Origin of the sequence: Streptomyces genisteinicus (genome assembly GCF_014489615.1) — a bacterium.
Taxonomy (GTDB): Bacteria; Actinomycetota; Actinomycetes; order Streptomycetales; family Streptomycetaceae; genus Streptomyces; species Streptomyces genisteinicus.
In genome coordinates this window covers 4,045,637-4,065,069 of sequence record NZ_CP060825.1, presented here as the reverse complement: position 1 = coordinate 4,065,069, position 19,433 = coordinate 4,045,637, and the positions used below count along the sequence as shown (strand labels likewise).

The 19,433-nt window shown below is 74.9% G+C and carries 20 protein-coding genes; 6 read left to right on the top strand and 14 right to left on the bottom strand.

Annotated features, from left to right (window positions below; translation table 11 throughout):
• The first annotated feature begins 33 nt into the window (after positions 1–33).
• Positions 34–618 carry an SCO3374 family protein gene (locus IAG43_RS17690; RefSeq protein ID WP_187741694.1) on the top strand — a complete coding sequence of 195 codons (585 nt, stop codon included), beginning with the start codon at positions 34–36 and terminating at the stop codon, positions 616–618.
• Here the strand turns inward: IAG43_RS17690 and IAG43_RS17685 are convergent.
• The 10 genes from IAG43_RS17685 to IAG43_RS17640 all read right to left on the bottom strand — a co-directional run bounded on the left by IAG43_RS17685 (position 597) and on the right by IAG43_RS17640 (position 8,685).
• The gene (locus tag IAG43_RS17685; RefSeq protein WP_187741693.1) at positions 597–935 is read right to left on the bottom strand and encodes a histone-like nucleoid-structuring protein Lsr2; all 339 of its coding nucleotides are present in this window, start codon (positions 933–935) and stop codon (positions 597–599) included. The two genes, IAG43_RS17690 and IAG43_RS17685, sit on opposite strands and share 22 nt — an antisense overlap.
• Before the next feature lie 177 nt (positions 936–1,112).
• Positions 1,113–1,640 (bottom strand): amino-acid N-acetyltransferase, encoded by a 528-nt coding sequence (locus tag IAG43_RS17680; RefSeq protein ID WP_187741692.1) that lies wholly within the window; start codon positions 1,638–1,640, stop codon positions 1,113–1,115.
• 9 nt (positions 1,641–1,649) lie between these two features.
• A complete protein-coding gene (locus IAG43_RS17675) occupies positions 1,650–2,045 on the bottom strand; it encodes a BlaI/MecI/CopY family transcriptional regulator (RefSeq protein WP_187741691.1) in 396 nt (131 codons plus the stop codon).
• A 105-nt stretch (positions 2,046–2,150) separates the two neighbouring features.
• Complete coding sequence (locus tag IAG43_RS17670) at positions 2,151–2,324, bottom strand: hypothetical protein (protein WP_187741690.1); 174 nt, start codon at positions 2,322–2,324, stop codon at positions 2,151–2,153.
• Between the two features lie 13 nt (positions 2,325–2,337).
• Positions 2,338–2,943, bottom strand: a complete 606-nt coding sequence (locus IAG43_RS17665) for a hypothetical protein (protein WP_187744518.1) — start codon at positions 2,941–2,943, stop codon at positions 2,338–2,340.
• Positions 2,944–3,217: 274 nt separating this feature from the next.
• Entirely contained in the window at positions 3,218–4,015 is a 798-nt protein-coding gene (locus IAG43_RS17660) for a type III pantothenate kinase (protein ID WP_187741689.1), read from the bottom strand.
• Entirely contained in the window at positions 4,015–5,025 is a 1,011-nt protein-coding gene (gene nadC, locus IAG43_RS17655) for a carboxylating nicotinate-nucleotide diphosphorylase (protein WP_187741688.1), read from the bottom strand. Before nadC ends, IAG43_RS17660 begins: the two co-directional genes overlap by 1 nt.
• Complete coding sequence (locus IAG43_RS17650; RefSeq protein ID WP_246574409.1) at positions 5,022–6,737, bottom strand: L-aspartate oxidase; 1,716 nt, start codon at positions 6,735–6,737, stop codon at positions 5,022–5,024. The genes nadC and IAG43_RS17650 overlap by 4 nt, the downstream gene beginning before the upstream one ends.
• The gene (gene panC, locus IAG43_RS17645) at positions 6,734–7,768 is read right to left on the bottom strand and encodes a pantoate--beta-alanine ligase (RefSeq protein ID WP_187741687.1); all 1,035 of its coding nucleotides are present in this window, start codon (positions 7,766–7,768) and stop codon (positions 6,734–6,736) included. Before panC ends, IAG43_RS17650 begins: the two co-directional genes overlap by 4 nt.
• Entirely contained in the window at positions 7,765–8,685 is a 921-nt protein-coding gene (locus IAG43_RS17640; protein WP_187741686.1) for a Rossmann-like and DUF2520 domain-containing protein, read from the bottom strand. Before IAG43_RS17640 ends, panC begins: the two co-directional genes overlap by 4 nt.
• Before the next feature lie 247 nt (positions 8,686–8,932).
• Here IAG43_RS17640 and IAG43_RS17635 point away from each other — a divergent pair, with 247 nt between their 5' ends.
• The 3 genes from IAG43_RS17635 (at position 8,933) to IAG43_RS17625 (ending at position 13,126) form a co-directional block, all read left to right on the top strand.
• Entirely contained in the window at positions 8,933–10,351 is a 1,419-nt protein-coding gene (locus IAG43_RS17635) for a threonine aldolase family protein (protein WP_187744516.1), read from the top strand.
• Positions 10,352–10,708: 357 nt separating this feature from the next.
• Positions 10,709–11,956 carry a PP2C family protein-serine/threonine phosphatase gene (locus IAG43_RS17630; RefSeq protein WP_187744515.1) on the top strand — a complete coding sequence of 416 codons (1,248 nt, stop codon included), beginning with the start codon at positions 10,709–10,711 and terminating at the stop codon, positions 11,954–11,956.
• Positions 11,957–12,013: 57 nt separating this feature from the next.
• A complete protein-coding gene (locus IAG43_RS17625; protein WP_187741685.1) occupies positions 12,014–13,126 on the top strand; it encodes a DUF5937 family protein in 1,113 nt (370 codons plus the stop codon).
• Positions 13,127–13,315: 189 nt separating this feature from the next.
• Here the strand turns inward: IAG43_RS17625 and IAG43_RS17620 are convergent, their stop codons facing one another.
• The 3 genes from IAG43_RS17620 to IAG43_RS17610 all read right to left on the bottom strand — a co-directional run bounded on the left by IAG43_RS17620 (position 13,316) and on the right by IAG43_RS17610 (position 15,873).
• Positions 13,316–13,921 (bottom strand): AAA family ATPase, encoded by a 606-nt coding sequence (locus IAG43_RS17620; RefSeq protein WP_187741684.1) that lies wholly within the window; start codon positions 13,919–13,921, stop codon positions 13,316–13,318.
• Between the two features lie 10 nt (positions 13,922–13,931).
• A complete protein-coding gene (locus IAG43_RS17615; protein WP_187741683.1) occupies positions 13,932–14,606 on the bottom strand; it encodes a response regulator transcription factor in 675 nt (224 codons plus the stop codon).
• 67 nt (positions 14,607–14,673) lie between these two features.
• Entirely contained in the window at positions 14,674–15,873 is a 1,200-nt protein-coding gene (locus IAG43_RS17610) for a sensor histidine kinase (RefSeq protein WP_187741682.1), read from the bottom strand.
• A gap of 95 nt (positions 15,874–15,968) precedes the next feature.
• Here IAG43_RS17610 and IAG43_RS17605 point away from each other — a divergent pair, with 95 nt between their 5' ends.
• The gene (locus tag IAG43_RS17605; RefSeq protein ID WP_246574407.1) at positions 15,969–17,000 is read left to right on the top strand and encodes an SAM-dependent methyltransferase; all 1,032 of its coding nucleotides are present in this window, start codon (positions 15,969–15,971) and stop codon (positions 16,998–17,000) included.
• A 39-nt stretch (positions 17,001–17,039) separates the two neighbouring features.
• Complete coding sequence (locus IAG43_RS17600) at positions 17,040–18,182, top strand: NADH-quinone oxidoreductase subunit D (RefSeq protein ID WP_187741680.1); 1,143 nt, start codon at positions 17,040–17,042, stop codon at positions 18,180–18,182.
• Between the two features lie 87 nt (positions 18,183–18,269).
• Here IAG43_RS17600 and IAG43_RS17595 read toward each other — a convergent pair whose 3' ends face one another.
• On the bottom strand, positions 18,270–19,319 hold the full coding sequence (locus tag IAG43_RS17595) for a hypothetical protein (RefSeq protein WP_187741679.1): 1,050 nt from the start codon (positions 19,317–19,319) through the stop codon (positions 18,270–18,272).
• Positions 19,320–19,433 lie beyond the last annotated feature (114 nt).

Here is a 19,433-nt window from a genome sequence, read left to right as displayed (position 1 = left end):
TAACCGACGGGGGCTCCGGGAAGTTCCCGGGACATGCCCTTCACGATTCCGGTCGTCCCGCGTCCCCGTCCGCCCGCCGGGGAGTGCCCCGGGAACTGGTACCGCGCGACGCTCGGCTGGACGGTCGCCGACGGCTCACCCGTCGCGCTGGTGACGGGGATCCACTTCGACGTGCTGGAGATGCCGGCGGCGGCCGGGGCGGCGCTGCTGCGCCGCGCGGCCGCCGGGCCCGTCGCGGTCCAGGGCGGCAGGATGCGGCTGCTGGTCGCGGCGGGGAGCGCCGAGGAACTGCCCGGGCTGCTCGACTGGCTGGACTGGGGCGGAGTGGACCTGGATCTCACTGCCGTCGGCGCCGGCGGCCGGATGGCCGCGCCGGCGCCCCCGGGCCGGACGGGCCCCGTGCCCCGGGGCGCCGCCCGCTGGCTGCGTCCGCCCGTGCGGGGACGGGACGCGGAGCTGCCCGCGCTCGCCGGACTCGGGGACAGTGGGGACGCCCCCGGTCTGGTGCCGCTGGTGGCCGCCGCCGCGACGGAGTGCCACCGGCTGCGGCTCCGGCCGGCGCGCACGGGGTGCGCGCGTGCCGGACGCGGGGAGAGTCAGCCGTTGGCCTTCTCGTAGGCCTCACGGACCGACGCGGGAACACGGCCGCGGTCGTTGACCTCGTAGCCGTTGGCCTTGGCCCACGCGCGGATCTCCGCGGTGTCCTTGTTGCCGCCGCCCGCGGCGGCACGGCCCTTGCCGCGACCGGTCGCGGCACGGCCTCCGGTGCGGCGGCCGCTCTTCGCGTACGGCTCGAGCAGGCCCCGGAGCTTGTCGGCATTGGCGGTGGTGAGGTCGATCTCGTAGGTCTTGCCGTCCAGAGCGAACGTCACCGTCTCGTCCGCCTCGCCGCCGTCGAGGTCGTCGACAAGAAGGACCTGAACCTTCTGTGCCACCGGATTTCCTTTCATCGAAAATGCAGTACGCGGAAAGGAAACCGCTTTTCTCTGGAAAACACAAACCCTTGGCAGAGGTTCAGATCCTCGAGAAGACGGGAAACGTGCGCGATTCGGACATAGGGATCCCGCTCCCGGTTGCCGGGATCCGGTCCCGGGATCACGGGGCGGGCGCTGTCACAGGTGCAGAAGCATGCGGCTGTTGCCCAACGTGTTCGGCTTCACCCGTTCGAGACCGAGGAACTCCGCGACTCCCTCGTCATAGGAACGCAGCAGCTCCGCGTAGACATCGGTGTCGACCGGAGTCTGGGACTCCCCGATCTCGACGAAGCCGTGCTTCTGGAAGAAGTCCACTTCGAAGGTGAGGCAGAAAACCTTCCGCACACCGAGCCACCGCGCGGTCTGGAGCAGCTTGCCGAGCACCTGGTGACCGGTGCCGTGCCCCTGGAACTGCGGGTCCACCGCGAGGGTGCGCACTTCGGCGAGGTCTTCCCACATCACATGAAGTGCGCCGCATCCGACGACCCGCGCGTCCTCGTCGCGTTCCGCGACCCAGAACTCCTGGATGGCCTCGTAAAGCGTGACGGTCGCTTTGTCGAGCAGGATGCCTTCACTCACGTACGGATCGACGAGTCGTCGCACATCGGGGACATCGCTGGTCCTGGCCCGCCGGACGGTGACGGCATTTGCTTCGGCATAAGGCATGGCGCGACGCTATCGCCCCGGGGCACCCGGTCCGTCGCCACCCTCTGCGCCCTGCACGATGCGCATCGCGGCTTGCAGGGACTCGCGCTGCTCGGGCGACATCATGCCGAAGAAGGCGACCAGCGCGGCGGCGGGGTTGTCACTCTGCGACCAGGCTTCGTTCATCAGTGCGGCCGAGTACGCGGCGCGGGTGGAGACCGCCGTATACCGATAGGCGCGGCCGTCCACTTCCCGGCGCACCCAGCCCTTCTGATGGAGATTGTCCATTACCGTCATGACGGTGGTGTAGGCGATGGAGCGATCCTGCTGGAGGTCCTCCAGCACTTCTCTGACGGTGACCGGCCGGTTCCATTGCCAGACCCGTGTCATGACGGCGTCTTCGAGCTCTCCCAATTGACGGGGCACATTGCCACCCTAGTGGGAGAAACCGTCATGAAGGGCTATTGACGTAACAAAAAGGACGTACGACAGCGGTCCTGTCGTACGTCCTCGATGCGGCGCGGCCGCGCCTCAGGCGTCGGGGCCGGGCTGCCGGGCCGAGTCGGCCCGGCTGAGCGCGGCGTCCACGGCCGCGTCCTCCTTCGCCTTGTTCGGGCCGCCCTGGCTCTTGACGATCGTCACGACCAGGCCGATGAAGAAGGCGGCCATCACCACGGGGGGAACGAGCGCGGAAACGTAGTCCATGCCCCCAGGGTAGCTATCCGACGGCCCGGCTCTCCGGCGGGGGCACCGGCTTCCGGCGTGGCGGGAACACCTCGGAGGGCTTCGGCACGGGCTTCTCGTCGGGAGCCGGCGGCCGGGGCCGCGGCTGCGGCTTGCTCTTCGGTTCGTCGGCGCCCCGCCCGCCGGGCAGCGCGAGCAGCCTCGCGCGGCGCGGCGCCCCGGCGGGCCGGTGCTCCGGTGCGGGCATCGGAGCGGGGACGCGCACGGCGACCCGGGCGAGCCTGGCCCGCACCGACTGCTCGGCGATTCCCAGGCAGCGGCGCAGCACGGCCGCCGCGACCGGGTTGCCGCCGAGCGCCCGCAGGGCCGCGAGATCGTCCGTGCCGGGCTCGTAGCCGGCCGCCAGCGCCTCCTGGAGGAGCTCCAGGTAGCCGGTGGCCGAACCGGGCAGCGCGGCACGGTAGCGGGCGAGATCGGCGACGAGGAAGGCGCGGAGGCGTCCGGCCTCGCGAACGGCCTCGTCGACGGAGTCGGCGAGCCGCAGGCACTCCCGGACGTCCTCGTCGGCGAGGGGGACGGGATGGAGGGCGGTGGCGAGGGCGCGTCGGAGCACACGCAGCTCGTCCGCGCCGAAGGCCATGCCGCCGTGGGGTCCGTATGGCGTGGGCATGCGCCGACCATACGAGCCGACGGGCGAAATTCCACTTAATGGTACGAAAGCGGGCGTTTTTCGCTTTCGTGGCGGGAATTCCGCGGCCGGTCGCACGGGCGACGAACGGAGGGAATCCACGGGTCCGGTCCCGCGGGGCGGCTGACGACGGCGGACCGGGACCGGCGCACGGCGTACGGAGAACGGACCGGCGGGGACGGCTGCGGAAGGCGCCGCCGGGGCGGGACGGCCCCGGCGGGCGGCTTCACAGACGGGAGACGTTGCGTTCGTAGACCAGGCGCAGCCCGATCAGCGTCAGCCACGGCTCGTGCTCGTCGATCGCGGAGGACTCGCCGAGCACCATCGGTGCGAGGCCGCCCGTCGCGATCACGGTCACCTCCTCCGGGTCCTCGGCGAGCTCCCGCTTCATCCGGCCGACCACTCCGTCGACCTGGCCCGCGAAGCCGTAGACGATGCCCGCCTGCATCGCCTCCACCGTGTTCTTGCCGATGACGCTGCGCGGACGGGCCAGTTCGATCTTGCGGAGCTGGGCGCCCTTCACACCGAGGGCCTCGACGGAGATCTCGATGCCGGGGGCGATCACCCCGCCCGCGTACTCGCCGCGCGCACTGACGGCGTCGAAGGTCGTCGCCGTCCCGAAGTCGACGACGATCGCGGGCCCCCCGTACAGCTCGACCGCGGCGACCGCGTTGATGATGCGGTCCGCGCCGACCTCCTTGGGGTTGTCCATGAGGATCGGGACGCCGGTCTTGATGCCGGGCTCGACGAGGACGGCGGGGACGTCGCCGTAGTAGCGGCGGGTGACCTCGCGCAGTTCGTGCAGGACCGACGGGACCGTCGAGCAGATCGCGATGCCCTCGATCCCGTCGCCCAGTTCGTCGCCGAGCAGCGGGTGCATGCCCATCAGGCCCTGGAGCAGGACGGCGAGTTCGTCGGCGGTGCGGCGGGAGTCGGTCGAGATGCGCCAGTGCTCGACGATCTCCTCGCCGTCGAAGAGCCCCAGGACGGTGTGGGTGTTGCCGACGTCGATGGTGAGCAGCATCAGGCGTCGACCTCGCGGAGGTCGAGGCCGATGTCCAGGATCGGCGAGGAGTGGGTGAGTCCGCCGACGGCCAGGTAGTCGACGCCCGTCGCCGCGTACGCGCGGGCGTTCTCCAGGGTGAGGCGGCCGGAGGACTCCAGGACCGCCCGGCCCGCGGTGAGGGCGACGGCCTCCTCGGTCTCCGCCGGGGTGAAGTTGTCGAGCAGGATCAGGTCGGCGCCCGCGTCCAGCACCTCGCGGACCTGGTGCAGGGTGTCCACCTCGACCTCGATCGGCAGGTCGGGGAACCGGTCGCGGACGGCCTTGAACGCCTCGGCCACCCCGCCGGCGGCCACCACGTGGTTGTCCTTGACCAGCGCCGCGTCGGACAGCGACATCCGGTGGTTGACGCCGCCGCCGCAGCGCACCGCGTACTTCTCCAGGGCCCGCAGGCCGGGCGTGGTCTTGCGGGTGTCGCGCACTCGCGCGCCGGTGCCCTCCAGGGCGTCCGCCCAGGCACGGGTCGCCGTCGCGATGCCGGACAGCCGGCACAGCAGGTTGAGCGCGCTGCGCTCGCCGGTGAGCAGATCGCGGGTGCCGGCGGTGACGGAGAGCAGCTTCTGGCCCGCCTCGACCCGGTCGCCGTCCTCGACGTGCCGCTCCACCTCGAACTCGGTGGTGCACACGATCGACAGGATCGCCTCGGCGACCCGCAGTCCGGCCACCGTGCCGGACTCGCGGGCGGTGAAGTCGCCCGTCGCGACGGCGTCCTGGGGGACGGTCGCCACGCTGGTGACGTCCACCCCGCCGTCGAGGTCCTCCTCGATGGCGAGATGGGCGATGTCCTCGACCTGGACCGGGTCGAGCCCGGCGGCGGCGAGGAGTTCGGCGAGTGCGGGGTCGAGCCCGCTCTCGTACACCTCGTCGGCACAGCCGCAGCCGTCGCCGCAGCCCGCCCCGTCTGCGGCGGGCGCGCCGATCTGGATCAGCGGTACGTCCACGGGCTCCGGACGTTCTTCGGGCGTGGTCACGGTTGCGGCTCCCTGGGGGCGTCGGGCGTTACGGGTGGAAAGGCCTCACCGGCGGTGGGGCGGACGTCCGGCTCCCCCGCGGAGAGGCGGACGACGAGATGGCGCCGCCAGTGGTCGTCGTCGCGGTCGGGGTGGTCCTCGCGCCAGTGGCAGCCGCGGGTCTCCTCGCGCTCCAGGGCGGCGGCCACCAGGGCGCGGGCGACGTCGAGCAGGTTGGTCGTCTCCCAGGCGGCGGTGCCGGGTTCCACCGCCGTACCGGCGGCCGCCGCGGACGCGTGCAGGGCCGCCAGCGCGTCGGCCGCCTTGCGCAGGCTCGGGCCGGAACGCAGCACACCCGCGTACCCGCTCATGATCCGCTGGATCTCCGCGCGGGCGCCGGGACCGGCCAGCGGGCGGATGGTCCCCGGCCCGGGTCCGGACACCGCGGGCACGCCCTCGCGGTGGGGGCCGTGCGCGGCGATGTCGTCGGCGATCCGCTCGGCGAAGACCAGGCCCTCCAGGAGGGAGTTGGACGCCAGCCGGTTGGCGCCGTGGACGCCGGTGCACGCGACCTCGCCGCAGGCGTACAGGCCCGGGACGGTGGTGCGGCCGTGCAGGTCGGTCCGGATGCCGCCGGAGGCGTAGTGGGCCGCGGGGGCGACCGGGACGGGCTCGGTCACGGGGTCGATGCCGTGGGACCGGCAGGCGGCGAGGATCGTGGGGAAACGGCTCTCCCACATCGCGGCGCCGAAGTGGCGGGCGTCCAGGTACATGTGCTCGGCGCCCTGCTCGTGCATCCGGCGCATGATGCCCTTGGCGACGATGTCGCGCGGGGCGAGTTCGGCCAGCTCGTGCTGCCCGGTCATGAAGCGGACGCCGTCGGCGTCGACGAGGTGGGCGCCCTCCCCGCGCACGGCCTCGGAGACCAGCGGCTGCTGGCCCTCGCTGCCGGCGCCGAGGAACAGGACGGTGGGGTGGAACTGCACGAACTCCAGGTCCGAGACCTCGGCCCCGGCGCGCAGCGCGAGCGCCACGCCGTCGCCGGTGGAGACGGCCGGGTTGGTGGTGGCCGAGTAGACCTGGCCCATGCCGCCCGTGGCGAGCACCACGGCGGGGGCGTGGACGGCCCCGACGCCGTCGTGCTCGCCCTCGTCCATGACGTGCAGGGTGATGCCCGCGGTGCGGCCCTCGGCGTCGGTGAGCAGATCGAGCACGAGGGCGTTCTCGATGGTGCGCAGTCCCTGGCGCCGGACGGCGTCGACCAGGGCGCGGGAGATCTCGGCGCCGGTGGCGTCGCCGCCCGCGTGCGCGATGCGGCGGCGGTGGTGGCCGCCCTCCCTGGTCAGCTCGATCGCCCCGGACTCCGGGTCCGTGTCGAAGCGCGCGCCGGCCCCGATCAGGCGGCGCACCGCGCCGGGGCCCTCGGTGACCAGGGTCCGCACGGCCTCCTCGTCGCAGAGGCCGGCGCCGGCCACCAGGGTGTCGTCGAGGTGCTGGCCGGGGGTGTCGCCCTCGCCGAGCGCCGCGGCGATGCCGCCCTGCGCCCAGCGGGTGGAGCCGTCGTCGAGGCGGGCCTTGGTGACCACGACCGTCCGCAGGCCGGCGGCCGCGCAGCGCAGCGCGGCGGTGAGGCCGGCGACGCCGGAGCCGACCACGGCCACGTCGGCCTCGATGGCCCACCCGGGGGCGGGGGCGGCCAGCCGGGTGCCGGCCTCGGGCCGTATTCCGGTCACTGCGGAGCTCCGAACGTCAGGGGGATGTTGTCGATCAGCCGGGTCGTGCCGACCTTGGCGGCGACCGCGAGGACCGCGTCCCCGGTGTGGTCGTCGGCAACCTCGGTGAAGCCGGCCGGGTCGACGAGCGCCAGGTAGTCCAGCAGCAGCGGCGGCGTCGACCGGGCGGCCTCCTCCAGCACGGCCGCGGCGGCCGCGCGCACGGCGGCGGCGCCGACCGGGGGGCCGGCCTGGGCGACCGCGTGGGCGTCCGCCGCGGCCCGCGCCTCGCCCATGGCGGAGAGGGCCGCGGCCCGGGCCGGGGCGGCGGGCACGGCCTCGGCGCGGGCGTGCAGCGCCTGCTGGGCGGCGAGCCGGTCCCGGGCGGCGAAGAGCGCCCGGGACAGCGCGAGGGCGGTGCCCCGCTCGGCCGGCGAGAGGTACTGGTTGCGGCTGGAGCGGGCGAGGCCGCTCTCCTCGCGGACGGTGGGCACGCCGACGATCTCCACCGGGAAGTTCAGGTCGCGCACCATGCGCCGGATGAGGGCGAGCTGCTGGGCGTCCTTCTGCCCGAACAGCGCCACGTCCGGCGAGGTGAGGTGGAGCAGCTTGGCGACGACGGTCAGCATGCCGTCGAAGTGGCCGGGCCTGGTTCTGCCCTCCAGGACCTCGCCCATGGGCCCCGCCGTGATCCGCACCTGCGGGGCGCCGCCCGGGTAGACCTCGTCGGCGGACGGGGCGAAGACGGCGTCCGCGCCCGCCTCCGCGGCCGTCACCAGGTCGGCGTCGAGGGTGCGCGGGTAGCGGTCGAGGTCCTCGCCCGCGCCGAACTGGAGCGGGTTGACGAAGACGGTGACGACGACGAACCCGGCCTCGCCCACCTGGCGGCGGGCGGCTCGGACCAGCTCGGCGTGGCCGTCGTGGAGCGCGCCCATGGTCATCACGACCGCTGTCCGCGTGGCGGCGGTGCGGCGGGCGGCGAGCAGGGCGCGGAGGGCGTCGCGGGTGGGCACGAGCTCCGGCTCGCGGGTGGTCGTACGGATACCGCTCATCGCAGGTCCCCCTCCGCGAGGACGCCCAGCAGGTCTTCGGCGAGCTCGGGCTTGAGCATGCCGTTGGCGAGCGCCCGGTCGGCCGTCGTCCTGGCCATGGCGAGATAGCCGGCGACGGCGGCCGGAGCGTGTCTGCGCAGCTCGGCGACGTGCGCGGCGACCGTGCCCGCGTCGCCCCGGGCGACCGGGCCGGTCAGCGCCGCGTCGCCGGAGCGGAGCGCGTTGTCCAGGGCGGCGCCGAGCAGCGGGCCGAGCATCCGGTCCGGGGCGGCCACCCCGGCGGTGCGCAGCAGCTCCATGGACTGGGCGACCAGCGTGACCAGGTGGTTGGCCCCCAGGGCGAGGGCCGCGTGGTAGAGCGGGCGGGCGGACTCCTCGATCCACTCCGGCTCGCCGCCCATCTCGATGACCAGCGCCTCGGCGGCGAGGCGCAGCTCCTCGGGAGCGGTCACCCCGAAGGAGCAGCCCGCCAGCCGCTGGACGTCGACCGGGGTGCCGGTGAACGTCATCGCGGGGTGCAGGGCGAGCGGCAGGGCGCCGGCGCGGGTCGCGGGGGCGAGCACATCGGCGCCGAACCGGCCGGAGGTGTGCACCAGCAGCATCCCGGGGCGCACGGCCCCCGTCTCGGCGAGGCCCTCGACGAGGCCGGGCAGCGCGTCGTCCGGGACGGTGAGCAGGACCAGTTCGGCCCTGGCCATGACCTCGGCGGGCGGTACGAGCGGCACCGAGGGCAGCAGGGCGGCGGCCCGGCGCCGGGAGGCGTCGGAGACGCCGGACACCGCGACCGGGCGGTGTCCGGCGAGTCGGAGCGCGGCGGCCAGCGCGGGTCCGACCCGCCCTGCTCCGACCACGCCCACGGTCAGCCGGGCGGGGCGGTCCCGCGCATCGAGCGGTTCCTGTGGTGGTGTGGCGTTCACGCGGCGGTGCCTTCCGTTCCAGTCCGCGGGGGGTACCGGACGATTTCTCGTCACGATGCTACGCCAGCGCGGGCGGCGCCCCCGTGGTTGTCCACAGGCTGTGGGCGATGATCGGACCGTGACGGACACGAGCAGGGAAACGATCAGCGGGACGACCGCGGCCGGGATGCCGACGGGGCCGGCCGGCGGTCCGGCGGGCGTGACCGCGCCCGGGATGCCGGCGGCGCCGGGCGGCGGTCCGGCGGGCATGACCGCGCCCGTCGGCCGCGCGGGCCACGCGGGCGGCGCGGTCCCTCCGGGCGGACCGGGCGAGGAGCGCGGCACGGGCACCGCGAGCGGGGGGCCGGACGCGGCGGGCCATGGCGGCCCGCCGAACCCCGCGGGCGGCGCACCGGGGGGCTGCGCGGAAGCCGGCCGCCCCGACGCGGACGGCGGCACCGGCACCGGCGCCGCACGGCACCGGGGATCCGGCCCGGACGCGGGCGACGGCCGCGCCGACGGCGAGGGCGAGGGCGGCGCCGGGGGCGACAGGGCGGACGACGGCGACGGCCGTCGCCGGCGGCTCGCCGCCTGGCGCGGGTCCCGGCGCGTGCTGTGGCGCGGCTCCGCCGAGCTGAGCCTCGCCCAGGGGCTCGACGCGCTGACGACGGCCGCCGCCGGTGTGTACGACCTCGGCGAGCCGGTGGACGTCTACGGCGACGGCGTCGTGGCCGAGCTGGAACGGCGCACGGCGTCCCTGCTCGGCTTTCCCGCCGCGGTCTGGTTCCCCACCGGGACCATGGCGCAGCAGGTCGCCCTGCGCGCCTGGGCGGGACGCACCGGCAACGCCACGGTGGCCGTCCACCCGCTGGCCCACCCCGAGGTCCACGAACGCGGCGCCCTCTCCGTGGTCAGCGGGCTGCGCACGGTCCATCCGACGGCGGAGCCGCGGCTGCCGACCGCCGACGAGGTGCGGGAGTGCGGCGAGCCGTTCGGCACGCTGATGCTGGAGCTTCCGCTGCGCGACGCCGGATTCGTGCTCCCGGAGTGGGACGACCTGGTGGCCGTGGTGGACGCGGCGCGCGAACGGGACGCGACGGTGCACTTCGACGGCGCGCGGCTGTGGGAGTGCACGAACCACTTCGGCAGGCCGCTGGACGAGATCGCCGCACTCGCGGACAGCGTGTACGTCTCCTTCTACAAGTCGCTCGGCGGACTGTCCGGTGCGGTGCTGGCCTGCCCGGAGTTCCTCGCCGAGGAGGCCCGCGCCTGGCGGCACCGCTACGGCGGGCAGCTGTTCCAGCAGTTCCCGGCCGTGCTGTCGGGCCTGGTCGGACTGGAGCGGGAGCTGCCGCGGCTGCCGGAGTACGTGGCGCACGCGAAGGTGGTGGCCGGGGCGCTCGACGAGGGCCTGCGGCGGGCCGGTGTGCCGTGGCACCGCGTCCACCCGCCGGTGCCGCAGACCCACCAGTTCCAGGTGTGGCTCCCCTTCGCGGCCGACGCGCTGAACGAGGCCGCGCTCGCCCAGGCCGAGGAGACCGGCACGACCCTGTTCCGCCGCTGGTCCGCGCCGGGCGGCCCGCCGGGAGTCGCCGTCACCGAGGTGACGGTGGCGGCGGAGGGCCTCGCCTGGACGGCCGCGGACGTCTCGGCCGCGGTGACGGACTTCGTGCGGCGGCTGGGCTGAGGACCCCGGGGGAGCCCGGTCCACGGCCCGGGGAGGGACGGCGGCCCCGGGAGGAACGGCCCGCCCGGACGGAGGCCCGCCCGCGTTCCGGGTGGGCGGCCCGGCAGGCAGGCGGGCGAGCCGGCGGACGGCCTGCCCGGCGGGCGGGCGGCGCTGGAACCGCGCGCCGGGGCGAGGTGGGTGAGACTGGACGCAGGGCCTCGTCCGGTGAAGAGGCCCGGTCGTGCGTGGCCCGGCGCACCCGTGTCCCGCCCGTACCGCCACCGCCGGGACACCGGCCCCGCCCGGCGCGGCCGGACCGGACCGGCGGCGTGCGGGTGGGCGGCCGCGAGGCGTGCCGGCGCGCGGAGGTGAATGGTGGACGAACCCCCGATCGACTACCGGGCCGTGTTCCGGACACTGCCCGGGGCGGTCGCGCTCCTGACCCCCGACCTGGTGTACGCCGACGTCAACGAGGCGTTCCTGGCACTGGCCCGGCGCACCCGCGAGCAGGTCGTCGGCCGGTATCTGTTCGACGTCTTCCCCGACAACCCCGGCGACCCGGCGGCGGACGGCGTGCGCAACCTCTCGGCCTCGCTGCGGCGGGTGGTGGAGACCGGTGAACGCGACAGCATGGCCCTCCAGCGCTACGACGTGGAGGACCCGGCGCGGCCCGGGACCTGGGAGGAACGCTGGTGGAGCCCGGTGAACGTCCCCGTCACGGGTCCCGACGGCTCGGTCGTCCTGCTGCTGCACCGGGTGGAGGACGTCACGAGGCTGATCCGGGCCCGCGGCGCGGCCGACGACGACCGCAGCCGGGTGCTGGAGGCGGAGCTCTACTCACGCGCCCGGGAGCTCCAGGACGCCAACGAACGCCTGCGCCGGGCCCATGCCCGCGACCACGAGATCGCCCTGCGGCTCCAGGACTCCATGCTGCCCCCGCCGCCGCTGGACCGGCACAGCCGGGCCGTCTGCTACCGGCCCGCCACCGGGGCGCTCAACGTCTGCGGCGACTGGTACGACCTCGTCGACCTGCCGGAGTCGGACGTCACCGCCGTCGCCGTGGGCGACGTCGTCGGGCACGGCCTCCTCGCCGCCGGTGTCATGGGCCAGCTGCGCAGCGCCCTGTCCGCGGCGTCCCGCGTCGCCGCCGGGCCGGCGCAGGCCCTGGAGGTGCTGGGGCTGTACGCCCGCTTCGTGGACGGCGCGGAGTCCACCACCGCGGTCTCCGTCTTCATCGACTGGCGGGAGCACACGCTCACCTACAGCAGCGCCGGCCATCCGCCGCCCGTCCTGTGCGGGCCCGACGGGACGATCACCTTCCTCGACGGGGCCACCGACCCCCCGCTCGGCGCCCGCCCCGAACACGTCCCCCGCCCCCAGGCCGGCTGCGCCTACACCGAGGGATCGACCCTGGTCCTCTACACCGACGGGCTGATCGAGCGGCGCGACGAGGACATCTACACCGGCCTCGACCGGCTCGCCGCGGCCGTCGGCCGGCACCACACGGCCGACCCGGGCACCGTCGCCGACGCGCTGCTGGCCGATCTCGTCCCGCACAGCGGCGTGGTGGACGACATCGCGCTGGTCGTCCTGCGGCTGACGCCCCCCGCCGGGGGGATGTGACGTTCGGGACGTCCGGGGCCGCAGGCGCCCGCCGTCGCGCACCATGGGGAGGTGAGCGTGAGCATCGACATCACCGGGCTGCCCGCGGAGCGCGTCGTCTTCGGCACCTCCCCCCTCGCCGAGCTGGGCGTCGCCCTGCACGCGCTGGCCGAGCCCGGACACCACCCGGGGGTGCACGGCTGGGCGACGGCCACCGCCGCGGGGCTCAAGCCCGATCTGGCCGACCGGCTGCACGAGGCGGAGTTCCTGTGGCGCACCACGTTCTCGGACGTGTTCATGCCCTTCGCCGGCCTCTCCGGCGGCAGCGGCCTCACCGGTGCGACCCTCGCCGACGAACTCGACCTGCTCGACCGCCTCGACGACGAGCGCTTCGTCTCCGCCGCGCTGGAGTTCACCTGTGTGAGCTGCTACTCGACGGGCGGGCCCTCGCCGCTGAGCGACCCGGCCCGGCGCGCCCGCTCCCTCGAACTGGCCGCGGGCCGCGGGCCGCGGCAGCTCGACTTCACCCGGCGGCTGCTGGACGATCCCGCGGCCGTGCGGACCTGGATACGGCGCCTGTTCGAGGACTGCGACGAGGCGTTCTTCGCCGACACCTGGCGGCGCGTCTCGCCGGGGCTCGCCGCCGACGCCCGGCACAAGACCGACCTGCTGCGCCGCAAGGGCCTCGCCGAGACGCTGCGGGCGGTGTCCCCCTCGCTCTCCGTGGACGACGCCCGCACCCGGATCAGCGCCGACAAGCTTGCGGTGGGCAGGACGACCGCCGTGGACCCGGCGGTGGGCCAGGGCCTCACGCTCATCCCGACCAGCTTCGGCTGGCCCCATCTGCTGGTCCTGCACGCCCCGGGCTGGCGGCCGGTGGTCCACTACCCCGCGGGGTCCCCGGAGCTCCCGGGCTCCGCGCCGGTGGAGCTGCTGACGCTGCGGATGGAGGCGCTCGCCCATCCGATGCGCATGCGGCTGTGCCGTCATCTCGCACGCGCGGCGCACACCACCACCGAGCTCGCCGACACCTACGGGATCACCGCCCCGGAGGTCTCCCGCCATCTGTCCGTGCTGAAGCGCGCCGGCCTGGTCACGACGCGGCGGCGGGGGCGGTACGTGCTGCACCAGCTGGACGTGCCCCTGGTCGCGCGCCTCGGCAGCGACTTCCTGGAGACCGTGCTGCGCTGAGCCGGGCGCAGGTCCACCGCCGGGCACAGGCGCGGTGCCGGGCAGGGGCACTATGCCGGCCGCAGGCCCACCGCCGGCCGCAGGCGCGGTGCCGGGCAGGGTGCCGTCCCGCGCCGGGCCGGCCGGGCCGGGGCGCCGGGAGAGGCGCCGCGCACCGGCGGCACGTCACCGGGCGCGCCCCGGTGGGCCTCAGTCGAAGCGGATGTGCCGCACCCCGGTCCACGCCCTGCGCAGCCGGTGCCGGAGCGGACCGTCCGTGTTCGGCTCCAGCCGCAGGCCGGCCGAGCGCGCGATCCGGTCGGCCACCTTGGGCACCCCGATCCGGTCGGTGCGGACGTGCTCGGCGAACAGCGGGTCGCCCAGCCGCTCCAGGCAGTGGTCGAGCCGTCCCACGGCGAAGCCCTCGCGCCCGAGCCCGCCGCCGAGGCCCCGTTCCCGCAGCCGCCGCAGCACGGTCTCCCGGTCGGCGAGCAGCGCGAAGTGGCGTACGTCGTGCCCGCCGTCCTCGCGCAGCCGCACGACGATCTCCTCGAAGTACGCCGGTTCGACCAGCGTCATCGGCGCGATCACCACACCCTCGTGCCCGCGCAGCGCGAGATCGAGGACGTCGTGGACGCCCTGCCGCCAAGCGGGCAGGTCCTGGAAGTCCCCGCGCAGGGCCGCCGGGGTCATCCGGTGGAGCCCGAAGCCGACGTGCTCCGGGTCGCACACCACACTGCCGGGCAGCCGCCGCAGCAGTTCACGGGCGGTCTGGGTCTTGCCCCCGCCGAAGGGGCCGTTGATCCACAGCAGCACGGCCGGGACCTCAGCGGCCGCCGCCGCCCGCGCGGACCAGCCCGGTCTCGTAGGCGAGGACCACCACCTGGACCCGGTCCCGCAGGCCCAGCTTGGTGAGGATGCGGCCCACGTGGGTCTTCACCGTCGCCTCGGAGAGCACCAGCCGGGCGGCGATCTCGCCGTTGGAGAGCCCCTGCGCGACGAGGAGCGTCACCTCGCGCTCCCGCTCCGTGAGCCGTTCCAGCTCCTTGTGCTGCGGTTCGGCGCCGGAGCTCGGGAGCATCGGCGAGAAGCGGTCGAGCAGCCGGCGGGTGGTCGACGGCGCGACGACCGCGTCGCCGCTGTGCACGGAGCGGATGGCGCCGAGCAGCTCCCCGGGCGGGACGTCCTTGAGCATGAAGCCGCTGGCGCCGGCCTTCAGACCGGAGAAGGCGTACTCGTCGAGGTCGAAGGTGGTCAGGATGAGCACCTTGGGCGGGTTGGGGGCGGCGCAGATGCGCCGGGTCGCCTCCACACCGTCCAGCCTCGGCATGCGCACGTCCATCAGCACCACGTCCACGGCCGTGGAGCGCAGGTTCTCGATCGCCTCGGCGCCGTCTCCGGCCTCGGCCACGACCTCCATGTCCGGCTGGGCGGCGAGCACCATGCGGAAGCCGGTGCGCAGCAGCACCTGGTCGTCGACGAGCATCACACGGATGGACATGGGCCGGTTCCTCGTTCTCTCGGATGGTCGGGCGCCTGCGGGACGGACCCGACCCTAAGGGCTGTCCCTAGTGGGCGGGTTTCAGCGGCAGCAGCGCGCTGATCCGGAAGCCGCCGCCGGGTCGGGGCCCCGCGTCGAGCGTGCCGCCGACCATGCCGACGCGTTCGCGCATGCCGATGAGGCCGTGGCCGCGTCCGTCGGCGCCGCCGTCCTCGTACAGCTCGTGGGAGGCGCCGCGGCCGTCGTCCTCGACGAGCAGCCCGAGGCCGTCGTCGAAGTAGACGAGACGCACGCTGGCGCCCGCCTCGGGGCCGCCGTGCTTGCGGGTGTTGGTCAGGGCTTCCTGCACGATGCGGTACGCGGTGAGCTCGACGCCGCTGGGCAGCGGGCGCGGCGTGCCCTCGACCTTGAAGTCGACGGTGAGTCCGGCGCGGCGGACCTGCTCGACCAGGTCCTCGATCTGCTCGACGTCGGGCTGGGGCACGTACTCGCCGCTCTCCGGGGCGTCCGAGGTGCGCAGCACGCCGAGCAGCCGGCGCATCTCGGCGAGCGCCTGGCGCCCCGTGCCGGAGATCGTCTCCAGTGCCTGCCTGGCCTGGTCGGGCGCGGTGTCCAGGACGTAGGCGGCGCCGTCGGCCTGGACGACCATCACGGAGACGTTGTGGGCGACGACGTCGTGGAGTTCCCGGGCGATCCTGGCGCGCTCGGCGGCGACCGCGACCTTCGCCTGCGCCTCGCGCTCCTTCTCCAGCCGGGTGGCGCGCTCCTCCAGCTGGGCGAAGTAGGCGCGCCTGGTGCGTATGGAGTCGCCGAGGACCCACGCCAGCACGAACGGGGCGGTCATCACGACGGTGAAGAAGATCCTGCCGGCGGCGCCCGCCTCCTCCAGCGGCCAGCGGACCATCGCCAGCGTCGCCGCGCACGCCCCGCCCACCAGTGCGAACCGCGAGGCCCACCGGGGGCCGTCGTGGGCCGCCACGGTGTAGATGATCACCAGCATGGCGAAGTCGGACGGGAAGACCTCCACGTCGGCGACGAGCTGGGCGACGCCGATCGCCGCGGTCAGCAGCAGCATCCGCTCGGGCATCCGCCGCCGCAGCGCGACCACGACGCTCAGCAGGGCCCCGATGACGACGACGCCCCACCGGTCCCCCGCGTCACCCGGGACACCCGCGGCAGCGGCCACGGTCATGCCGAGGAGCACGACGGCCCAGAAGCTGTCGACGCCCGTCGGGTGTCTGCGGATGAAGTCGTAGAGACGCTGCACGTGACCAAGCGTAAGGACCGGAGATAGGTGCCGGAGTCAACCGGAGGAGCGATCCAGCGGACCGGCGCGTACTCCCCAAGGTGGAGACTGTGCACGTGACCCATCGGACGAGCGCACCGCGCGGCTGGCGCCTGGCGGCCGAGGACGCCCTCTACGGCCCGCGCGGCTTCTACCTGCGGCCCGGCGGGCCGGCCCGGCACTTCCGCACCTCGGTCCACGCCTCGCCGCTGTTCGCGTCGGCCGTCGCCCGGCTGCTGGTCGCCACGGCCGAGGAGCACGGCCTCGCCGAACCGGCGGTCGTCGACGTGGGCGCAGGGCGGGGCGAGCTGCTGACCGGGGTGCTCGCGGCGCTGCCCGCCGGGTTCCCGGTGCGGGCGCACGCCGTCGACCTGGCGCCCCGCCCCGAGGGCCTGGACCCCCGGATCACCTGGCACGACAGCGTCCCGCGCGGCCTCAGCGGGCTGCTCTTCGCCAACGAGTGGCTCGACAACGTGCCCGTCGACGTCGTGGCCACCGACGAGGACGGGGTGCGCCGGACGGTGCTGGTGGACGACGACGGCGAGGAGCACCTGGGCGACGAGCCGGCCGGCGAGGACGCCCGCTGGCTGGAGCGCTGGTGGCCGCCGGCGGGGCCCGGCACCCGGGCGGAGATCGGCCGCCCGCGCGACGAGGCGTGGGCCGCGGCGGCCGGGGCGCTGGCCGCGGGGCTCGCGGTGGCCGTCGACTACGCCCACACCGCGGACGCGCGGCCCCCGTTCGGCACCCTCACGGGTTTCCGGGACGGGCGCGAGGTGCGCCCGGTGCCGGACGGGAGCTGCGACATCACCGCCCATGTGGCGCTGGACGCGTGCGCCTCCCCCACCGCACGGCTGGTCCCGCAGCGGGACGCGCTGCGGGACCTCGGGGTCGACGGCGGCCGGCCGCCGCTGGCGCTGGCGTCGAGCGACCCGGCCGCCTACGTCCGCGCGCTGTCACGGGCCGGCGAGGCGGCCGAACTGACGGCGCGGGGCGGCCTCGGCGGCTTCACCTGGCTGATGCAGCCGGTGCCCGGCGGGGCGGGCACCGCGGCGAGCGGTCCGGACGGCCGGGGCGTACCGTCCGGCGGCCCCGGCGGGACGTCCTCCTGACCGGCCGGGGCCGCGCGCCGCTCTGACAGACTGGGCCGCATGACGGAGACCACGGTCGGCATCGGCGGCGCGGCGGAGAGCACCGACATGGTGCTCAACATCGGTCCGCAGCATCCCTCCACGCACGGCGTGCTGCGGCTGCGGCTGGTGCTGGACGGCGAGCGCATCCGGCAGGCCGAACCGGTCGTCGGCTACATGCACCGCGGCGCCGAGAAGCTCTTCGAGGCCCGCGACTACCGCCAGATCGTGATGCTCGCCAACCGGCACGACTGGCTGTCCGCCTTCTCCAACGAACTCGGCGTGGTGATGGCCGTCGAGCGGATGCTGGGCATGGAGGTCCCCGAACGGGCGGTGTGGACCCGTACGCTGCTGGCGGAGCTGAACCGGGTCCTGAACCATCTGATGTTCCTCGGCTCGTACCCCCTCGAACTGGGCGGCATCACACCGGTGTTCCACGCCTTCCGCGAGCGCGAGGAGCTCCAGCACGTCATGGAGGAGATCTCCGGCGGCCGGATGCACTACATGTTCAACCGGGTCGGCGGCCTCAAGGAGGACCTGCCGGCCGGCTGGCTCGGACGCACCCGCCGTGCCGTCGCCGACGTCCGCTCGCGGATGGACGTGTACGACCGGCTGGTCCTCGGCAACGAGATCTTCCGCGGCCGGACCCGGGGCGTCGGCGTCCTGCCGCCCGAGGCGGTCCACGCGTACGGCGTGAGCGGGCCCATCGCCCGTGCCTCCGGAGTCGACTTCGACCTGCGCCGCGACGAGCCCTACCTCGCGTACGGAGAGCTGCGGGACACGCTCAGGGTGGTCACCCGGACCGACGGCGACTGCCTGGCGCGCTTCGAGGTGCTGCTGGAGCAGACCCACAACGCGCTGGACCTGGCCGACGCCTGCCTGGACCGCATCGCGGACCTCCCGCCGGGGCCGGTCAACCAGCGCCTGCCGAAGGTCCTGAAGGCCCCCGAGGGGCACACCTACGCCTGGACCGAGAACCCGCTCGGCGTGAACGGCTACTACCTGGTGTCCAAGGGGGAGAAGACGCCCTACCGGCTCAAGCTGCGCTCGGCGTCGTTCAACAACATCCAGGCGCTCGAGGTGCTGCTGCCGGGGACGCTGGTCGCCGACATGGTGGCCATCCTCGGCTCGCTGTTCTTCGTCGTCGGCGACATCGACAAGTAGGCGGTCGCGACCGCCCGGACGCACGGAACCCCGGCCCCCGCGGAGGCGGGAGCCGGGGATCGGGGTTCGAGGTTCGTGGCGGGTGCGTCAGGAGACCGCGTCGCGCAGCCGCGCCACGTCCAGCTGCTCCGTCTCGTCGTGCGCGGTCAGGTCGATGACCTTGCCGACCGCCCTGGGGTCCTTGCCGCGCACGGCCGCAAGCGCCTCCTCGCCCACCACGTCGGCCAGGTCCTCGTGCTGCACCGCCTCGATCGCCCTGCGGGCGGGCGCGGCCGCGGTCAGCTCCGCGGGGCCGGCGGCGGGGCGTGCGGACTCCCCGTCGGAGGGGGCGGCGCCCGCACCGGTGCCGAAGAAGTCGAAACCGCCCTCGGGGCGCTTCACCCGTCCGCGCTGGGCGCCGTACGGCACGATGGCCGACGCCGCGGGGACGGGACGGCGGGCGGGGAGGGCGGACGCCGGACGGACCTGCTGACCTGCTCCGGTGCCCGCCGCGTGCTTCCCCTGCGGTTCGTCCGCCTCCCGTGCGCGCTCGGCGAGATCGCGCGCCCGGGCCTCCTCCACCGTGCGTCTGGCCTCCTGGGCCGCCGCGTTGCGGGAGAGGTCGCCGAGCGCACGGGCGGCACGCGCGTACAGGTCCGGGGTGGGAGCCGGGCCGGGCGCGGGCAGGGCACGGGCGGGCTCGGCCGCCTCGATGGCGAGCTGCCGGCGGCCCTCCAGGGCGCTCGCGCGCTCCGTCTCCGCGGTGGCGTACCGGCGCAGCAGCGCGGCGTGCTCGCCGCGCAGGCCCGCGAGTTCGACCCGCTTGGCGCGCAGTTTGGCGTCGAGCTTGGCGCGCAGCTCGCGTGACTCGTCGATGTCCGCCTCGAGTTCGGCGATGCGCTCCTCGGTCTTCCACTGGTCGCTCGCGCGCCCGCGCGTCAGCTCCGCGACGCGGCGGCCGGCGCTCCGGTCCCAGCTGCGCATCAGGACCGCGCCCGTCACGGCGGCCGCCGCGGCGGCCGCCACCAGGGAGCGCAGCACCAGGGCATCACCGACGAACCACGCGCCGGCGGCGCACAGAACCGACGCTCCGGCCACTGCCGACGGCGGCAGCAGCTTGTGCAGGGGCGGGGAATGGCGGTGACGTCCACGTGGCATGGCCCGAAATTTACCGTGCGTAGGCGCCGCATGGGGTGTCGGCCCGGCAAATCTCTGCGAAGAAACGCGCGGGACGACCGGGCCGGGGCGCGCGCTTCCCGGCCCGGACGGGGC

Coding starts and splice junctions, on each gene's coding strand:
- panC (WP_187741687.1), bottom strand. CDS start 7,768: ATGAGCGGTATCCGTACGACCACCCGCGAGCCGGAGCTCGTGCCCACC.
- IAG43_RS17635 (WP_187744516.1), top strand. CDS start 8,933: ATGACCGCGCCCGTCGGCCGCGCGGGCCACGCGGGCGGCGCGGTCCCT.
- IAG43_RS17665 (WP_187744518.1), bottom strand. CDS start 2,943: ATGGCCTTCGGCGCGGACGAGCTGCGTGTGCTCCGACGCGCCCTCGCC.
- IAG43_RS17615 (WP_187741683.1), bottom strand. CDS start 14,606: ATGTCCATCCGTGTGATGCTCGTCGACGACCAGGTGCTGCTGCGCACC.
- IAG43_RS17595 (WP_187741679.1), bottom strand. CDS start 19,319: ATGCCACGTGGACGTCACCGCCATTCCCCGCCCCTGCACAAGCTGCTG.
- IAG43_RS17660 (WP_187741689.1), bottom strand. CDS start 4,015: ATGCTGCTCACCATCGACGTCGGCAACACCCACACCGTCCTGGGGCTC.
- IAG43_RS17600 (WP_187741680.1), top strand. CDS start 17,040: ATGACGGAGACCACGGTCGGCATCGGCGGCGCGGCGGAGAGCACCGAC.
- IAG43_RS17670 (WP_187741690.1), bottom strand. CDS start 2,324: ATGGACTACGTTTCCGCGCTCGTTCCCCCCGTGGTGATGGCCGCCTTC.
- IAG43_RS17690 (WP_187741694.1), top strand. CDS start 34: ATGCCCTTCACGATTCCGGTCGTCCCGCGTCCCCGTCCGCCCGCCGGG.
- IAG43_RS17680 (WP_187741692.1), bottom strand. CDS start 1,640: ATGCCTTATGCCGAAGCAAATGCCGTCACCGTCCGGCGGGCCAGGACC.